The sequence below is a fragment of the Oxalicibacterium flavum genome, from assembly GCF_014635065.1.
Lineage (GTDB): Bacteria > Pseudomonadota > Gammaproteobacteria > Burkholderiales > Burkholderiaceae_D > Oxalicibacterium > Oxalicibacterium flavum.
In genome coordinates this window covers 1-17,024 of sequence record NZ_BMCG01000006.1, presented here as the reverse complement: position 1 = coordinate 17,024, position 17,024 = coordinate 1, and the positions used below count along the sequence as shown (strand labels likewise).

The following is a 17,024-nucleotide window of genomic DNA, read 5'->3' as shown; positions in this document are numbered from 1 at the left end:
TTCTACTCGTTTGCATTCCCGGCCGGCACCAGGATTTCCCGGTTGCCGTTGGACTGCATGGTGGATACCAGTCCGCTCTGCTCCATCTGTTCGAGCAGGCGGGCCGCCCGGTTATAGCCGATACGCAGGTGACGCTGCACCAGCGAGATCGACGCGCGACGATTCTTGAGCACGACCGCAACCGCCTGGTCGTACAGCGCATCGCCCTCGCCGCCGCCGGCACCTTCGCCGCCCAGCGCCAGATCACCATCCTCGGCCACGCCGCCTTCCAGTATGCCTTCGACGTAATTCGGCTCGCCCTGTTCCTTCAGATGATTCACCACGCGGTGCACCTCGTCATCCGAGACGAAGGCGCCGTGCACGCGAATCGGCAGGCCGGTGCCCGGCGGCATGTACAGCATGTCGCCCATGCCGAGCAGCGCTTCCGCGCCCATCTGGTCCAGAATCGTGCGCGAATCGATCTTGCTGCTGACCTGGAACGCGATGCGCGTCGGGATGTTGGCCTTGATGAGGCCGGTGATCACATCCACAGATGGGCGCTGTGTCGCCAGAATCAAGTGGATGCCGGCCGCACGTGCCTTTTGGGCAATACGCGCGATCAATTCCTCGACCTTCTTGCCGACCACCATCATGAGGTCGGCCAGCTCGTCGATGATGATGACGATGGTCGGCAGTTTCTCGAGCGGCTCCGGCGCATCCGGCGTCAGGCTGAACGGGTTCGGAATCTTCTGCTCGTTCTTTTCCGCTTCCGCGATCTTGGCGTTGTAGCCGGCCAGGTTGCGCACGCCGAGCTTGCTCATCAGCTTGTAGCGGCGCTCCATCTCGTTGACGCCCCAGTTCAGCGCATGGCCGGCCTGGCGCATGTCGGTCACCACCGGCGCCAGCAGATGCGGAATGCCTTCGTAGATCGACAGTTCGAGCATCTTCGGATCGATCAGGATCATGCGCACCTGGTTCGGGTCCGATTTATAGAGCAACGACAGGATGGTGGCATTGATGCCGACCGACTTGCCGGAGCCGGTGGTACCGGCCACCAGCAGGTGCGGCATCTTGGCCAGATCGGCGACGACCGGGTTGCCGGCGATGTCCTTGCCGAGCGCCACCGTCAGGCTCGACGAACTGTCGTTATAGACCTTGGAACTGATGATCTCGGTCAGGCGCACGATCTGGCGCTTCGGATTCGGCAGTTCCAGCGCCATGTAGTTCTTGCCCGGAATCGTCTCGACCACGCGCAGCGAAGTCAGCGACAGCGAACGCGCGAGATCGCGCGCGAGGTTGACGATCTGGCTGCCCTTGACGCCGGTGGCCGGCTCGATCTCGTAGCGCGTGACGACCGGCCCCGGATAGGCGGCCACCACCTTCACGCTGATGCCGAAGTCCGACAGCTTCTTCTCGATCAGGCGGCTCGTGAATTCCAGCGTTTCGACGCTGACGGTTTCCTGCGTCTGCGGCGCTTCGTCTAGCAGCGACAGCGGCGGCAGGTTGGTATCGGGCAGATCGGTGAACAGCGAGGTCTGGCGCTCCTTCTCGACCCGCTCGGACTTCTGCACGGCGACGATCTGCGGTTCGATGCGGATCGGCGGCGCTTCGACGATCTTGGCGCGCTCCTGCACCACGGCTTCCTCGCGCTTGACGGCGGCGACCTGCCCCAGCTGGCGATCCTTGCGCGCGCTGTACAGGTTGCCGATCATGCGCACGCTGCGCTCGAGCAGTTCGCCCAGGCGCTCGGCGACGTTGAGCCACGAGACATGGAAGAACAGGCTGAAGCCGAGGCCGAACAGCAGCAGCAACAGCAGCGTCGCGCCCATGAAACCGAAGGCGTTCTGCGCCGCGTTGCCGATCAGCTCGCCCAGCACGCCCCCGGGCGAGCGCGGCAGTTCGGCGCGCAGCGAATGCATGCGCAGGTATTCGATGCCGACGCTGCCCATCAGCATGATGAAGAAACCGATGCCGCGGGTCAGGTTTTCGTGCGGGACCGGTTCTTCCGGTTCCTTCTTCAGCAGGAAGCGCTGCGACAGGCGCCGGTAGCCGACCCACACCAGCCGCAGGCAGAACACGCACAGCCACCAGGCGGAGAGGCCGAAGATGAACAGCAGCAGGTCCGCCAGCCAGGCGCCGGTGCGCCCGCCGAGGTTGTGCAGGCGCGTCACCACGTTGGCGTGCGACCAGCCGGGGTCCACCGGCGAATAGGTCAGGAAAATCAGGATCAGGTACAGCGTCACGACCGACAGTACCAGCCAGCGCGCCTCGGACAGCAGGCGCGCGATGCGGCCCGGCGGAGGCGGTGCCTTGGATTGGTCGGTCTTGCGGGTATAGGCTTGGCTTGTCTTCGTCATAAATCCAGACGCGTTGCGTCAATAAAAACCGCGCATCGCAAGCGGGTGTTGCGTCTGCCGGAAATGCGGCAGAAGGTAAAACGGCGTCGGACCGGGCTGCTGCGGATGATTGCCGCCGCATCGGCGCAGGTGCACCACGCTGGCGGCAGTCGCCCTTCGCGGTCCGGGCGCTTGGACTATAATCTTAACCAGTTTTGAGTTGTTACACGAATAATTCGGCTCCGCCTTGAAATTCCCGCGCCGGGCCGACATATGCATCCAGGCGCCCCGGAATACGGGGCGCCGCCTCTCCAACCACAGAAAAATCACTTCCATGTCCACCGTCAAACACGCCAAAGTCCTCATTCTCGGCTCCGGTCCTGCCGGCTACAGCGCCGCCATCTATGCCGCGCGCGCCAACCTCCATCCCGTCATGATCACCGGCGTGGAACAGGGCGGCCAGCTGATGACCACCACCGACGTCGAGAACTGGCCCGGCGATCCGCTCGGCGTGCAGGGTCCGGAACTGATGCAGCGCCTGCTGCAGCATGCCGAACGCTTCAATACCGAGATCATCTTCGACCACGTGCACACCACGCACCTGAACGAAAAACCGATCCGCCTGGTCGGCGACATGGGCGAATACACCTGCGACTCCCTGATCATCGCCACCGGCGCCTCGGCCCAGTACCTGGGCCTGCCGTCGGAACAGTCGTTCATGGGCAAGGGTGTGTCGGCCTGCGCCACCTGCGACGGCTTCTTCTACCGCGAACAGGAAGTCGCGGTGGTCGGCGGCGGCAACACCGCGGTCGAGGAAGCGCTCTACCTCGCCAACATTGCCAAGAAGGTCACGGTCATCCATCGCCGCGACAAGTTCCGCGCCGAGGCGATCCTGATCGACCGCCTGCTGGCCAAGGTCGAGGAAGGCAAGGTCGAGATCAAGTGGAATCACACGCTCGACGAAGTGCTCGGCAACGACAGCGGCGTGACCGGCATCCGGATCAAATCGACGACCGACGACAGCACCACCGAGATTCCGCTGCACGGCCTGTTCATCGCCATCGGCCACAAGCCGAACACCGACATCTTTGCCGGCCAGCTCGACATGCACAACGGCTACATCAAGACCAAGACCGGTCTCGAAGGCATGGCGACCTCGACCAGCGTACCGGGCGTGTTCGCCGCCGGCGACGTGCAGGATCACGTCTATCGCCAGGCCATCACCAGCGCCGGCACCGGCTGCATGGCCGCGCTCGATGCCCAGCGCTACCTGGAAAGCCTGGAATAAGCCAGCCTTCACATCCCTAGCAAGCGGCCGCCTTCGCGGCGGTCGCCTCCCCAGCCGCCGCGGAGCCGCCATGCCGCCAGCCTCGATCAAGAATTTCGCCGCGCTCAAGTCCCTGCACAAGGACCTGAAGAAGCAGGAGGAACAGCGCAAGCTGGCCGAGGCCGAACGCCTGCTGGCCGAACGCGCGGCGCAGGTCGAGGCCGAGCTGTTCCGTCGCAGCATCGGCGACATCACGCCGCTCAAGCACGCCGAACGCATCGCCCCGCATACCGAGCGGCCGCTGCCGATCGCGCGCCAGCACCTGGCCGACGAGCAGGCGGCGCTGCGCGAATCGCTGTCCGACGAATTCACGATCGAATCCCTGCTCGACACCGACGAAGCCTTAAGCTACGCGCGCAACGGCATCGGTCCCGACGTGCTGCGCAAGCTGCGGCGCGGGCACTGGGTGATCCAGAGCCAGCTCGACCTGCACGGCATGCGCACCGACGAGGCGCGCGGAGCACTCGGCGAGTTCCTGCGCGTGGCCTTGCGGCGCGGCCAGCGCTGCGTGCGCGTGATCCACGGCAAGGGACTGGGTTCGGTCAACCGCGAGCCGGTATTGAAGAAGAAGGTGCGCAACTGGCTGGTGCAGAAGGACGAGGTGATCGCCTTCTGTCAGGCGCGTGCCGCCGACGGCGGAGCCGGCGCGCTGGTCGTGCTGCTCAAGTCCAGTTAATTCTCGTTCCAGGCAAACAAAAAGCGCCGGCTGCAAACCGGCGCTTTTCCATTGGCGAACGCAAGAACCTAGACCGCGTCCGCGCCCGTTTCGCCGGTACGGATACGAATCACCTGCTCGACGTCGCGCACGAAGATCTTGCCGTCGCCGATCTTGCCGGTACGGGCTGCCTTGATGACGGCGTCAACCGCGCGTTCCAGCACGCTGTCGTCAACCACGGCCTCGACCTTGATCTTGGGCAGGAAATCGACGACGTACTCGGCACCACGGTACAGCTCGGTATGGCCTTTCTGGCGGCCGAAGCCCTTGACCTCGGTCACCGTCAAACCGGTCACGCCGACTTCGGCCAGCGATTCGCGTACTTCATCGAGCTTGAACGGTTTGATGATGGCGGTAATTTGTTTCATTGGTGCTCCTTCGATTTGAATGCGTATTCCATGAATTCCGTCGCCTGCAGCACGTTGGCCACGCTGCGATTTGCAACCATTGTGCCTCAATCGCGATATTTTGAGGTAATCGGATAGCGCCAGTCGCGGCCGAAGGCGCGATGCGTGATGCGGATGCCGACCGGCGCCTGGCGCCGCTTGTACTCGTTGAGCTTGATCAGATGCGTCACGCGGTTGACGTCTTCCTCGCTGTAGCCGGCCGCCACGATCTCGGCGCGGCTGCGGTTTTCCTCCATGTAGAGCTGCATGATGCCGTCGAGGATGTCGTACTCGGGCAGCGAATCCTGGTCGGTCTGGTCGGGCCGCAGTTCGGCCGACGGCGCGCGCGTCAGGATGCGCTCCGGAATCACGTCGGACACCGAATTGCGGTAGCGGCACAGGCGATAGACCAGCGTCTTGGCGATGTCCTTGATGACGGCGAAGCCGCCCGCCATGTCGCCGTACAGCGTGCAATAGCCGACCGCCATCTCGCTCTTGTTGCCGGTAGTGAGCACGATGGCACCGTACTTGTTCGACAGCGCCATCATGATGGTGCCGCGGATGCGCGCCTGGATGTTCTCTTCCGTGGTATCCGGCTTCAGGCCCTTGAATTCCTCGGCCAGCGTGCGGTTGAAGGCGTCGAAGCAGTCGCCGATGCCGATCTCGTCGTAGCGCACGCCGATGCGTGCCACCATGTCGCGCGAGTCGGTCAGCGAAATGTCGGCCGTATAGGGCGACGGCATCATGACCGCCCTCACCTTGTCTGCACCCAGCGCATCCACCGCGATCGCCAGCACCAGCGCCGAATCGACGCCGCCCGACAAACCCAGCAGCGCGCCCGGGAAACCGTTCTTGCCGATGTAGTCGCGCACGCCGAGCACCAGCGCCTGGTAGATCTGCGCCTCCTGCGGCAGTTCCTCGACGATGGTCGCGTCAACCGGCTGCGCGCCCTGGAACTCGACGATCTGCAGGTCTTCCACGCAGTGCTGCAGGTGCGCGCGCACCGCACCGCTCTGGTCCAGCACGAAGGAATTGCCGTCGAAGATCAGCTCGTCCTGGCCGCCGACCAGATTGGCATAGACCACGCTCATGTCCTTGCTGCAGACGTTGTCGCGCATGGTGGCAATGCGCACGTGCTGCTTGTTCAGATGGTAGGGCGAGCCGTTGGGCACCAGCAGCACCTGCACGCCGGCTTCGGCGGCCGCGGCCGGCGCGTGCGTGAACCATGTGTCCTCGCAGATGTTGATACCGAAGCGCACGCCTTTCACGTCGAAAGCCAGCGGCCGGTCGGCCCCGTCGAAATAGCGCTTCTCGTCGAACACCGTGGTATTCGGCAGCTCATGCTTGCAGTAGGTGCCGGCGATCACGCCGTTGAGCACGACCGATGCCGCGTTGAAGCGGAAATCGCCCTCCTGCAGCGGATGGCCGACCACCACGTGCACGCCCTGCAGGTCCGCCAGCTCGGCGGCCAGCGCGGCCAACGTGTCGGCGGTTTTTGCGTAGAATGACGGGCGCAGCAGCAGGTCTTCCGGCGGATAGCCGACCAGCGACAGTTCCGGCGTCAGGACGATGTCGGCGCCCTGCGCGGCGGCGCGCCGGGCGAACTCTGCGATCTTTGCGCTGTTACCGGCGAGATCGCCGACGGTGCTGTTGATTTGGGCAATGGCAACTTTAACGGTCATGGCTGGGTCGTGGCTGAATCGGGATCGGCAACGCTGCTGCAGGAACGCATCGCGTCGTGATGCATGAAAGAGTTGATCAATTGAACACCGATTATCGCACGCGCATCGTCTCTTCCCTATCCGAAATCGGCCAGCCCGCATGGGATGCCCTGCTCGCCCTGCAGGCCGACGCCAACCCTTTCCTCTCGTTCGCCTTCCTCGACGCCCTGCACGAAAGCGGCAGCGCCGCCATCCGCACCGGGTGGCAGCCGCAGTTCGCCACGCTGTGGGACGACGCCGGTTTGGCCGCCGCACTGCCGCTCTACGCCAAGGGCCATTCCTATGGCGAGTACGTGTTCGACTGGGCCTGGGCCGACGCCTACGAGCGCAACGGGCTCGACTACTATCCGAAGCTGCTGTCGGCCATCCCGTTCACGCCGGTCACCGGCAGCCGCCTACTGGCGCGCGACGAACAGGCACGGGTCGCATTGGTGGCGGCACTGGTCGCGCTGCAACGGCAAAACGCGTTTTCCTCCACCCACATCCTCTATCCGCCCGAGGACCAGGCACGCCAGCTCGAGGAAGCCGGCTTCCTGCTGCGCAGCGGCGTGCAGTTCCACTGGCTCAATGCCGGTTACCGCAGCTTCGACGCATTCTTGGACACGCTGGAACGCAAGAAGCGCAAGAACATCCGCGCCGAGCGGCGCAAGGTGGCCGAGGCCGGTGTGGTCTTCCGCCATGTCGGCGGGCATCAAGCGACCGAAGACGACTGGCGCTTCTTCAAGCGCTGCTACGACCATACCTATGCGGCGCATCATTCAACGCCCTATCTGAATCTCGATTTCTTCCTGCGCATCGGCGCGACGATGCCGGACAATCTGCTGCTGATCGTCGCCGAGCGCGACGGCAGGCCGATCGCCTCCTCGCTGGTGGTACATGACGAGCGCACGCTCTATGGCCGCTACTGGGGCGCGCTCGAACACATCGACTGCCTGCATTTCGAGACCGCCTATTACCAGCCGCTGGAATTCTGCATCGCGCACGACATCGCCTGCTTCGAGGGCGGCGCGCAGGGCGAGCACAAGATGGCGCGCGGCTTCCTGCCGCAGAAGACGTGGTCGGCGCACTGGCTCGCGCATCCCGGATTTGCCACGGCCATCGAGGATTTTCTGCAGCGCGAAGGGGGCGGCATCGATGCCTATATCGACGAACTCAACGAACGCAACCCGTTCCGCACCCCGCAGAAAGACTGACGCCACCTCCCTGATTTGTGGGACTTGCCAGCCGGTTGCGGAGCAGGCATGCTGGCAGCACCATGACGCCCACGTCTTCCGCCCCTACTACTCCTGCAACGGACAAGCCAGCCCGTCTCGGCCGTTTCGTCGTCAGGGAGGAAATCGGACGCGGCTCTACCGGAGTCGTCTATCTTGCGCACGATCCCGTGATCGATCGCGAAGTCGCCATCAAGACCTTTCACGGCAATCTCACGCCGCTGGCGCGCAAGCAGCACGAACAGCAGTTCATCAACGAGGCGCGTGCCGCCGGCCGCCTCGCGCATGCGGGCATCGTCACCATCTACGAGGTTTCCAGCGAGGGCAATGCCACCTTCATCGCCATGGAATATCTGCATGGACGCGCCCTCGGCACGCTGCTCGACGAAGGCCATTTGTTCTCGGGCGACGATGTCGCATCGATCTCATGGAAGATCGCCGATGCGCTCGATCATGCTCATCGCCATGGCGTGATCCATCGCGACATCAAACCCGCCAACATCTTTCTGGTCGGCGACCACCAGCCCAAGCTGATGGATTTCGGCATTGCGCGCGCACCGAATCGGCTGATGGAACGCCGGCCGCTCGACGATGCGCCGCAAACGGCCTTCAACGAACGCCTGCTCGGCACGCCCAACTACATGTCGCCCGAACAGGCAGGCGGACACACGCTGGACCCACGCACCGACATCTATTCGCTGGGTGCCGTCATGCATGAAATGCTGACCGGCAGCAAACCCTTTCAGGCCGGCGATCCGGACAAGCTGTTGCAGCAGATCGCACAGAAGACCTTGCCGGCACCGCACCAGCTGGCGCCGGGCGTGCCGATCGCGCTGTCGCGCATCGTGGTCAAGGCCATGCACAAGAACCCCGAGAAGCGCTATCAGACCGCGGAAGACATGGCGCTGGACATCAAGCGCCACCTGACCCGCAGCCGCCGCACGCGCGAACGCGCGGTCAAGTCGCCGGATGGCGATCAGCCGGCCAACTCGCCCGACTTCCGGCAATCGCGGCTGTTCTGGCCGCTGTGTGGCATCACGCTCGCCATCGTGATCGCGGCCTACACGCTGTGGCGCTGATGGATATTGCGGCCAGCCAAACAAAAAGCGCACCCAAAGGTGCGCTTTTTTGATGACGGCAAGCCGAATCGATCAGGCTGCGGCCTTTTCATAATTGGCGACGCCTGCCAGGATTTCGGCCTTGGCTTCATCCGCATTGCCCCAGCCGTCAACCTTGACCCACTTGCCCTTTTCCAGATCCTTGTAGTGCTCGAAGAAGTGCTGGATCTGGTTGATCAGGAACGGATTGGCATCTTCCGGCTTCTGCCAGTCCTTGTACAGCGGCAGCAGCTTGTCGACCGGCACGGCCAGCAGCTTGGCATCGGTCCCTGCCTCATCGGTCATCTTCAGAACGCCAATCGTGCGGCAGCGCACGACCACGCCCGGCAGCAGCGGGAACGGTGTGACGACCAGCACGTCAACCGGGTCGCCATCGTCGGACAGCGTGTTCGGGATGTAGCCGTAGTTGCACGGATAGTGCATGGCGGTGCTCATGAAGCGATCGACGAAGATCGCGCCCGATTCCTTGTCGACTTCGTACTTGACGGGATCGCCGTTCATGGGGATTTCGATGACGACATTGAAGTCGTTCGGCAGGTCCTTGCCGGCAGGGACGTTATTCAGACTCATGATGATTTCTCAAAGTGGGGATGGATGAAGCGAACGCGTGATTATAGCGACTCCGCCCGTTTTTTTCCGGCGGTACCGGCCCGAGCGAAGGCCGGTTGCCATGACGATCTCGATCAGGAGGCCGTTGCCAGTGCGCATTGACGGTAGTGTTCTGCCGCCTGCTCGTGCTGGTTCAGGGCCTCGTGCAACTGCGCGAGCTTGAGGTGGATTTCCTGCGTCTGGCGGGCACTGCCGGCATCCGACAGCGCCTGCTCCAGATGACGCTGCGCCTTGCCCCACAATTGCTGGCGCAGGCACAGCGTACCCAGCGTCAGTTCCAGTTCCGGCTCGCCCGGATGCTGGCGGCACCATTCCTCGCAACGCTCGATCTGCGCCACCAGCGCCGGTGAGCCCTGCTCGGCCGCTGCCGCACGATAGGGACGCAGCAGGCGCTCGTCCCACTCCTGTGCCAGCGACTTCTCGACAATGCCGCGCGCGCCCTCGTGCAGGCCGCGCAGGTTGAAAGCGTGCGCGCCGCGAAGCGCGACGTACGGCTTGACGCGATCCTCGGCCGGGATCGCGAACCAGACATTGCGGATGCCTTCGGCATCGTTGGCCGGATTGCGCAGCAGGTCTTCGTAGGCCAGTTCGCGCAGGCGCGTGGACAGCGCCGGATTCAGCGCATTGTTCTTGTCCAGCGTGCGCACCAGACGCAGCACCTCGGGCCAGTTGTTGGCGCGCTGGTTGGCCTTGAGTGCCATGCGCAACGCATGGATGTGGCGCGTGCCGTTGGCGTTGAGTTCCTCGACCACCTTGAGCGCCAGTTCCGGCTGGCGTTCGTCGACCAGCAGTTCGGTCGCCGTCATCAGGCGCGCGCTCTTGAGCGACTGGTCCGGCTCCACCGTCGCCAGCCAGGTGTCGCGGCGTTCGGTCTGCTGCATGCGATGGGCGGCACGCGCGCCGATCAGCGCGGCCAGGCCGGCGTTCTCGGGCGATTCGGCAGCGCGGATCGCAGCCTTTTCGGCGTGGCCGAAACGGCCCTCGAAGTAATACTTGAGCGCGTCGCGCAGAGCCTGATTGCCCTTGCGTTCGAGCTTTTCATGACGGTAGGCCGCCACCCGGCCCGGCATGCGCTGCGCCACGCGGATGGTCTTGAGCACCGCGTAGATCGCCACGAACAGCAGGATCGCGAGCAGGATGAAGAAATTGAGCGAGAGATCGATCCGGTACGGCGGATAGAAGAACACAACATTGCCCACGTTGTAGTGGGCCGCCACGGCGATACCGATGGCGGAGGCGAACAGGGCAAGAATCCAGAGGAAAAGACGCATGGGTCGTCAAAGAATCAAATTAGCTGCGGGATCGGATGCGCGCACGGCATGCGCGTATCCGACACGCGAAACAACGGCTCGGGTGGATGCAGCAACGCGCACGCGGGCCGCACGCATCACTGCGCCTTGTAGTTGCGCACGGCGTTCAGGCTTTCCGCCAGCGTCGGCATCTCGATCGCCAGATTGCTGGACTGCACCTGCTTCAGCATGGCCTGCGCGGTCTGCGTCTGCTTGGCACGGGTATCGAAATAGCGCGCGATCGCATCCTGCGCCGCGATCATGTCGCTGCGGAAGGCGCTCTCGTTGCGCGACAGCAGCGCCAGGCGTGCGTTGAGCAGGCGCAGCTTGAGGTTTTCGCGTGCGTAGTAGGCCTGGCTCGGCGACAGCAGCAGCGCGTCCGAAGTATCGACGCTGCGGATACGCACCAGTTCGCGGATGTCGCTCCAGAGTTCGCTCGACCAGCTGTCCCAGCGCGCCTTCCAGACCACGCTCCAGTCCTCGCCGGCCGGCGTGCCGTCAGCCCGCACCTTGGCGGCCGGACGATTCTTCGGCTCGGCCGCCTGTTGCGACGGCTGTTCGTCTGCCAGCAAAGGCATGCGGTCGATCTGGCTGATCACGCTGTCGAGACGCAGCGCAACGCCGGTCAGGTCCAGCGCCGGCAGCGCCTTCAGGCGTTCGATGTCGTTGCCGATGGCGCGGCGGATCGTGACGAACTGTGGCGTGTCGGCGCGTGCCAGCCGCGCGTCGGCATTCTGCAGCGCGATCAGCGCGCCCTGCACGTTGCCGGCCAGTTGCAGTTGCTGGCTGGCGGTTGACAGTACCTGTTCGATCTCGGCCAAGGCCCAGTCGTCGCGGCGCTTGAAGAGATCCTGGTAAAGCTGCTCGAGCGCCAGCTGCTGGCTCTGCGCCTCGAGCTGCTTACTCTCGAGCACGCTGACCTTGGCCTGCACCTCGGTCACGGCTTCCTGCACCGACTTGGCGATGATGCGCGTTTCGTTGCTGACGCTGTCGCCAGTCTGCATGCGCTTGGCGACCTCGCCGCGCAGCGAACTCAGTTCGCGATGCGAATACCAGCCCTGCGCCGCCAGCGCGCCGGCCAATATCAGCACCAGCACATACAGCGCGGTCTGGCCGCCCTTGCCGGACTTGCGCGGCGGCTTGCCCGCATCGGCAGCGGGCGGGACGGGCGTTGCCGCTTCAGGAGTCGGTTGCGGCGTATTTTCCTGGGGATTTTGCATGTCATTCATGAAAGGGATTGTAACGCGGCGAGCAGGCCGTCGTCGCCTGATCGCGTCTGTACGATACGGGTAAATCCGAGGGAACGGGCGGTTTCCGCGATACGCATGTGCGGAACGACCAATCGTTGTTGTTGCATTTTTGCCACGCCTCCCGTCTGTCCGAGCTGCTCGACCATGCGCAGCAAAAAGCGCAGCGCTTCCGAGCTGGTCACGATCCATTCGTTCTGACCGTCGAGCAGGCGAATCAGTTCGTCGCGCCGTGCCGGCGTCAACTCAGGCGCAACACGGCGATAGGCGGCAACCGGCGTCACGTGCACACCCGCCGCGCGCAAGGCATCGCCCAGCAGTTCGCGGCCGGTTTCGCCGCGCACGATCAACACCTCGCGGCCGCGCAGCGCCGCCAGGTCGAGTTCGGCCAGCAGGGTTTCGGAATCGCTGCGCTCGGGATCGCGTGGGCTGTGGATGGTGCAGTGCGCATCGTCCAGCCCGTACCGTGCCAGCGCCGCGCGGCTGCCCTCGCCGACCACCGCCAGCGGAACCTGGCGCGGCCAGTCGGGGCGCGCGGCCAGGGCCGCATCGACCGCGTTGGGACTGACGAAGGCAACCAGCGCGTAGCGCTCCACTTCACTCAGCGCCTCGCGCAAGCGTGCCGGATCGGGCGTCGGCAGGATTTCCAACAATGGAAACTGCACCACCTGCCGCCCGCTCTCCGCAATGCGTTGCGCGAGTTCGGCCGCCTGTGCGGCCGGCCGCGTGACGACCACCAGGGCCTCAGTCATCGGCAGCGGAATCGCTGTTGCAGGCGTCTAGGATGGCCTGTGCATCCTGCGCGCGCAATGCCTCGGCGATGCGGTCGCCGAGCGCTTCGGGCGCGTCGGCCGGACCGCTCAGGTCGGCCTGCGCGACGCGCGTGCCGTCCGGCGTGGCGATCATGGCGCGCAGGCGCATGGTGCCGCCATCCAGCGTGGCATGCGCGGCCAGCGGAATCTGGCAGCTGCCGCCGAAGTTGCGCGACACGGTGCGCTCGGCACGCGCCGCCAACGCGCTGGCCGTGTGATCGAGCGGCGCCAGCCATTCGGCCAGATCGTCGCGGTCGGCAGCGATCTCGATCGCCATCGCGCCCTGCCCCGGTGCCGGCAGGCTATCCTCGGGCGCGAGGAACATGCGGATGCGCTGCGTCATGCCGAGGCGCTTGAGGCCGGCGGCGGCGAGGATGATGGCCGCGTATTCGCCCTTGTCGAGACGGCCGAGCCGCGTATCGAGGTTGCCGCGCAGCGGACGGATCTCAAGATGGGGATAGCGCGCCGCGATCAGCGACTGACGGCGCAGGCTGCTGGTGCCGACCACCGCGCCGGCCGGCAGCGCGGCCAGCGAATCGTAGTCGTTGGAGACGAAGGCATCGCGCGGGTCCTCGCGCTCGAGCACGCCGGCCAGCCGGAAACCGTCGGGCAATTGCATCGGCACGTCCTTGAGCGAGTGCACGGCCAGATCGGCGCGGCGCTCGGCGATTGCGACTTCGAGTTCCTTGACGAACAGGCCCTTGCCGCCGACCTTGGACAGCGTGCGATCCAGAATGCGATCGCCGCGCGTGGTCATGCCGAGGATTTCGATCGAACACTGCGGATATAATACGGACAGTTTTTCGCGCACATGTTCGGCCTGCCACATGGCAAGCCGGCTTTCGCGCGAGGCGATGATCAATTTTTTCGGGGGTGGGAATTTCAACTCGGCTGCTTTCTTTTTTGTCGGGACGCGGTGGAAGCTTGCATGCGCCATCGCCTGTCGATGAAGGCAAGGCCGCAAGGAACGTTCCCGGATATCCGGTTCTTACGTGCCTGAAATCTTATCATGCGCCTGCAGCGAAAAACGGCGCGCTTCCCCCTGATTCACCATCAACGAGCTGACTGCACACTTACATGGCAAAACAACCTCCCAAACCACGCACGCGCGCGATTCCGCCGATTCCGAAAAAAGATGCGCCCCTGAAGGAAGACATTCGCCTGCTCGGCCGCCTGCTCGGCGACGTGCTGCGCGACCAGGAAGGCGATGCGGTATTCGAGGTAGTGGAAACCATCCGCCAGACCGCCGTGCGCTTTCGCCGCGAGGCCGACCTGCAGGCAGGGACCGACCTCAACCGCCTGCTGAAGAAACTGGGCCGCGAGGAAACCATTACCGTGGTGCGCGCATTCTCCTACTTCTCGCACCTCGCCAACATCGCCGAGGATCAGCACCAGCACCGCTGCCGCCGCGCCAGCCTGCTCGCCAATTCAACGCCTGAAGAAGGTTCGGTCGCACTCGCGCTCGAGAAGCTCGACGCGGCCGGCGTCAGCGGCGCCGCCGTGCGCAAGTTCTTCCGCGAAGCGCTGATCTCGCCGGTGCTGACCGCGCACCCGACCGAAGTGCAGCGCAAGAGCATTCTCGATGCCGAGAACGACATCGCGCGCCTGCTGGCCGAACGCGATGCACCGATGACCGCCAAGGAGCTCGCCAAGAACACGCAATTGCTGCATTCGCGCATCACCATGCTGTGGCAGACGCGCCTGCTGCGCTACACCAAGCTGTCGGTGGCCGACGAGATCAACAATGCGCTGTCCTACTATCGCCTGACCTTCCTCAACGAACTGCCGACGCTGTACGAGGACATCGAGGCCGACATCGCCAGCCAGTTCCCGCAACGTGGCGCAGCGGCTGCCGCAGCCGGCCGCGAACTGCCGACCTACGTGCAGATGGGCAGCTGGATCGGCGGCGACCGCGACGGCAATCCGAACGTCAACGACGACACCATGCGCTATGCACTGTCGCGCCAGTCAACCACCATCCTCAGCTTCTACCTTGAGCAGGTGCATACGCTGGGCGCGGAACTGTCGATCTCGACCTTCCTCGCCGGCGTCAGCCCCGAACTGCAGGCACTGGCCGACATTTCGCCCGACAATTCCGATCACCGCGCCGACGAACAATACCGCCGCGCGCTGATCCACATCTATGCACGCCTGGCCGCCACCGCGCGCGCGCATGGCGCCACGCATCTGATGCGCCAGGAAGTCGGCCCGGCCGCCGCCTACGGCTCCGCTGTCGAGTTCATCGCCGAGCTCGACGTCATCGTCGATTCGCTCAAGTCGCACCACGGCGCCTCGCTGGTCAAGCCGCGCCTGTCCAAGCTGCGCCGCGCGGCCGAAATCTTCGGCTTCCACCTCGCCACGCTCGACATGCGCCAGAGTTCGGACGTGCACGAACGCACGCTGACCGAACTGTTCCGTCGCGCCCAGGTGGAAACCGATTACTCCAAGCTGTCGGAGGAAGACAAGATCAAGCTGCTGCTGTCCGAACTGGACAAGCCGCGCCTGCTCTACTCACCCTACATCGACTATTCGGACGAAACCAATTCCGAACTGGCGATCATGCGTGCCGCCGGCGAGATTCGCCAGCGCTACGGCTCGCGCGCGATCCGCAACTACATCATCTCGCATACCGAGACCGTGTCCGACCTGCTCGAAGTCCTGCTGCTGCAGCGCGAGACCGGCCTGCTGCGCGGCGACGACGAGAAAGCCTCGGTCGGCGACGTCGAGCTGATGGTGATCCCATTGTTCGAAACCATTCCCGACCTGCGCCAGGCCGCCGCCATCATGGAACAGGCGCTGTCGATCCCGCAGGTGCGCAAGCTGGTCGCCAAGCAGGGTCATCTGCAGGAAGTCATGCTCGGCTATTCGGATTCCAACAAGGATGGCGGTTTCCTAACCTCCAACTGGGAGCTCTACAAAGCCGAAACGGAATTGGTGAAGGTCTTCAACAAGGCCGGTGTCAAGCTGCGCCTGTTCCACGGCCGCGGCGGCACCGTCGGCCGCGGCGGCGGACCGAGCTACGATGCCGTCATGGCGCAGCCGCCGGGCACCGTGAACGGCCAGATCCGCCTGACCGAACAGGGCGAGATCATCGCCTCCAAGTTCTCCAACCCGGAGATCGGCCGCCGCAGTCTCGAACTGCTGGTCGCCGCCACGCTGGAAGCCACGCTGACGCCGCACCCGAGCGACGCGCGCCACGCCAAGAAGCTGGCCGGCTTCCTCGCCGTAATGGAAGAACTGTCGGAACTCGCGTACCGCGCCTATCGCAATCTCGTCTATGAAACGCCGGGCTTCACCGACTACTTCTTCTCATCGACGCCGATCACCGAGATCGCCGAGCTCAACATCGGTTCGCGCCCCGCCTCGCGCAAGGCCTCGCGCCGCATCGAGGACCTGCGCGCAATTCCATGGGGCTTCTCGTGGGGCCAGTGCCGCCTGCTGCTGCCGGGCTGGTACGGCTTCGGTACCGCCATCGAGCAATGGCTGGCCAGCGGCAACGGCGACAAGACCAAGCGCGTCGCCACGCTGCGCGCGATGAACAAGGAATGGCCGTTCTTCGCCACCCTGCTGTCGAACATGGACATGGTCATGTCCAAGACCGACCTCGCCGTCGCCTCGCGCTACGCCGAAATGGTGACCGACCGCAAACTGCGCAACAGCATCTTCAAGCGCATCGTGGCCGAACACGAACGCGTCGCCGGCAGCCTGACCCTGATCACCGGCCACCGCGAACGCCTCGCCAGCAACCCGCTGCTGGCTCGCTCGATCCTGAACCGCTTTGCCTATCTCGATCCGCTCAACCACTTGCAGGTCGAACTGATCAAGCGCCATCGCGCGCTGATGAAGGAAGGCAAGATCGACGACCGCGTGCGGCGCGGCATCCATCTGTCGATCAACGGATTGGCGGCGGGCCTGCGCAATACGGGTTGATCGTCCGCACATCCGGCAAAAAGGGAGCTTCGGCTCCCTTTTTCGTTTTTCCGGACGTACTGCTATGCATAACGCCCTTCATCTGCTCCTGTTGAACGCGCATCGCGCGGCGTATCGTCCCACTCATGTCCGGTACCGCGCCGGCCCGAATGGAGCAGAAAATGAACTTACTCAATGGCATCGACTACGGTACGCCCAAGAGCGAATCCGAAAACATGGTCACCCTGGAAATCGACGGCATCACCGTGACCGTGCCGCAAGGCACTTCCGTCATGCGTGCAGCCGCCGAGTACGGCATCAATGTGCCCAAACTCTGCGCCACCGACAGCCTCGAAGCCTTCGGT

At 64.3% G+C, this 17,024-nt stretch carries 14 protein-coding genes; 6 read left to right on the top strand and 8 right to left on the bottom strand.

Annotation, left to right across the window (positions count from 1 at the left end; translation table 11 throughout):
* Positions 1 to 2 precede the first annotated feature (2 nt).
* Positions 3 to 2,336, bottom strand: a complete 2,334-nt coding sequence (locus IEV38_RS13840; RefSeq protein ID WP_188397097.1) for a DNA translocase FtsK — start codon at positions 2,334 to 2,336, stop codon at positions 3 to 5.
* Between the two features lie 313 nt (positions 2,337 to 2,649).
* Between IEV38_RS13840 and trxB the strand changes: the two genes are divergently transcribed.
* Positions 2,650 to 3,603, top strand: coding sequence for a thioredoxin-disulfide reductase (gene trxB / locus IEV38_RS13835; RefSeq protein WP_188397095.1), 954 nt, complete (start codon positions 2,650 to 2,652; stop codon positions 3,601 to 3,603).
* A gap of 70 nt (positions 3,604 to 3,673) precedes the next feature.
* Positions 3,674 to 4,318 carry a Smr/MutS family protein gene (locus tag IEV38_RS13830; RefSeq protein WP_188397093.1) on the top strand — a complete coding sequence of 215 codons (645 nt, stop codon included), beginning with the start codon at positions 3,674 to 3,676 and terminating at the stop codon, positions 4,316 to 4,318.
* Positions 4,319 to 4,386: 68 nt separating this feature from the next.
* Here the strand turns inward: IEV38_RS13830 and IEV38_RS13825 are convergent, their stop codons facing one another.
* On the bottom strand, positions 4,387 to 4,725 hold the full coding sequence (locus IEV38_RS13825) for a P-II family nitrogen regulator (protein WP_188397091.1): 339 nt from the start codon (positions 4,723 to 4,725) through the stop codon (positions 4,387 to 4,389).
* Positions 4,726 to 4,811: 86 nt separating this feature from the next.
* Positions 4,812 to 6,425 (bottom strand): NAD+ synthase, encoded by a 1,614-nt coding sequence (locus IEV38_RS13820; protein ID WP_188397089.1) that lies wholly within the window; start codon positions 6,423 to 6,425, stop codon positions 4,812 to 4,814.
* A gap of 80 nt (positions 6,426 to 6,505) precedes the next feature.
* Here IEV38_RS13820 and IEV38_RS13815 point away from each other — a divergent pair, with 80 nt between their 5' ends.
* Entirely contained in the window at positions 6,506 to 7,657 is a 1,152-nt protein-coding gene (locus tag IEV38_RS13815) for a GNAT family N-acetyltransferase (RefSeq protein WP_229729059.1), read from the top strand.
* A 62-nt stretch (positions 7,658 to 7,719) separates the two neighbouring features.
* Complete coding sequence (locus tag IEV38_RS13810; protein ID WP_188397088.1) at positions 7,720 to 8,754, top strand: serine/threonine-protein kinase; 1,035 nt, start codon at positions 7,720 to 7,722, stop codon at positions 8,752 to 8,754.
* 72 nt (positions 8,755 to 8,826) lie between these two features.
* Here the strand turns inward: IEV38_RS13810 and ppa are convergent, their stop codons facing one another.
* The 5 genes from ppa to hemC all read right to left on the bottom strand — a co-directional run bounded on the left by ppa (position 8,827) and on the right by hemC (position 13,636).
* On the bottom strand, positions 8,827 to 9,363 hold the full coding sequence (gene ppa / locus IEV38_RS13805; protein ID WP_188397087.1) for an inorganic diphosphatase: 537 nt from the start codon (positions 9,361 to 9,363) through the stop codon (positions 8,827 to 8,829).
* A gap of 113 nt (positions 9,364 to 9,476) precedes the next feature.
* Positions 9,477 to 10,673 carry a heme biosynthesis protein HemY gene (locus IEV38_RS13800; protein ID WP_188397086.1) on the bottom strand — a complete coding sequence of 399 codons (1,197 nt, stop codon included), beginning with the start codon at positions 10,671 to 10,673 and terminating at the stop codon, positions 9,477 to 9,479.
* 116 nt (positions 10,674 to 10,789) lie between these two features.
* Positions 10,790 to 11,920, bottom strand: a complete 1,131-nt coding sequence (locus tag IEV38_RS13795) for a uroporphyrinogen-III C-methyltransferase (protein WP_188397085.1) — start codon at positions 11,918 to 11,920, stop codon at positions 10,790 to 10,792.
* A complete protein-coding gene (locus IEV38_RS13790; protein WP_188397083.1) occupies positions 11,917 to 12,690 on the bottom strand; it encodes a uroporphyrinogen-III synthase in 774 nt (257 codons plus the stop codon). Before IEV38_RS13790 ends, IEV38_RS13795 begins: the two co-directional genes overlap by 4 nt.
* Positions 12,683 to 13,636: a hydroxymethylbilane synthase gene (gene hemC, locus IEV38_RS13785; RefSeq protein WP_229729058.1), complete on the bottom strand. Its 954-nt coding sequence runs from the start codon at positions 13,634 to 13,636 to the stop codon at positions 12,683 to 12,685. Before hemC ends, IEV38_RS13790 begins: the two co-directional genes overlap by 8 nt.
* A gap of 191 nt (positions 13,637 to 13,827) precedes the next feature.
* Here hemC and ppc point away from each other — a divergent pair, with 191 nt between their 5' ends.
* On the top strand, positions 13,828 to 16,680 hold the full coding sequence (ppc, locus tag IEV38_RS13780; RefSeq protein ID WP_188397079.1) for a phosphoenolpyruvate carboxylase: 2,853 nt from the start codon (positions 13,828 to 13,830) through the stop codon (positions 16,678 to 16,680).
* Positions 16,681 to 16,841: 161 nt separating this feature from the next.
* Positions 16,842 to 17,024: 2Fe-2S iron-sulfur cluster-binding protein (locus tag IEV38_RS13775; RefSeq protein ID WP_188397077.1), on the top strand; the 183-nt coding region annotated here is incomplete at its 3' end.

What these genes read in the sequence shown, in the direction of transcription:
- IEV38_RS13840 (WP_188397097.1), bottom strand. Translation starts at nt 2,336, where the DNA reads ATGACGAAGACAAGCCAAGCCTATACCCGCAAGACCGACCAATCCAAG.
- trxB (WP_188397095.1), top strand. Translation starts at nt 2,650, where the DNA reads ATGTCCACCGTCAAACACGCCAAAGTCCTCATTCTCGGCTCCGGTCCT.
- IEV38_RS13830 (WP_188397093.1), top strand. Translation starts at nt 3,674, where the DNA reads ATGCCGCCAGCCTCGATCAAGAATTTCGCCGCGCTCAAGTCCCTGCAC.
- IEV38_RS13825 (WP_188397091.1), bottom strand. Translation starts at nt 4,725, where the DNA reads ATGAAACAAATTACCGCCATCATCAAACCGTTCAAGCTCGATGAAGTA.
- IEV38_RS13820 (WP_188397089.1), bottom strand. Translation starts at nt 6,425, where the DNA reads ATGACCGTTAAAGTTGCCATTGCCCAAATCAACAGCACCGTCGGCGAT.
- IEV38_RS13810 (WP_188397088.1), top strand. Translation starts at nt 7,720, where the DNA reads ATGACGCCCACGTCTTCCGCCCCTACTACTCCTGCAACGGACAAGCCA.
- ppa (WP_188397087.1), bottom strand. Translation starts at nt 9,363, where the DNA reads ATGAGTCTGAATAACGTCCCTGCCGGCAAGGACCTGCCGAACGACTTC.
- IEV38_RS13800 (WP_188397086.1), bottom strand. Translation starts at nt 10,673, where the DNA reads ATGCGTCTTTTCCTCTGGATTCTTGCCCTGTTCGCCTCCGCCATCGGT.
- IEV38_RS13795 (WP_188397085.1), bottom strand. Translation starts at nt 11,920, where the DNA reads ATGAATGACATGCAAAATCCCCAGGAAAATACGCCGCAACCGACTCCT.
- IEV38_RS13790 (WP_188397083.1), bottom strand. Translation starts at nt 12,690, where the DNA reads ATGACTGAGGCCCTGGTGGTCGTCACGCGGCCGGCCGCACAGGCGGCC.
- ppc (WP_188397079.1), top strand. Translation starts at nt 13,828, where the DNA reads ATGGCAAAACAACCTCCCAAACCACGCACGCGCGCGATTCCGCCGATT.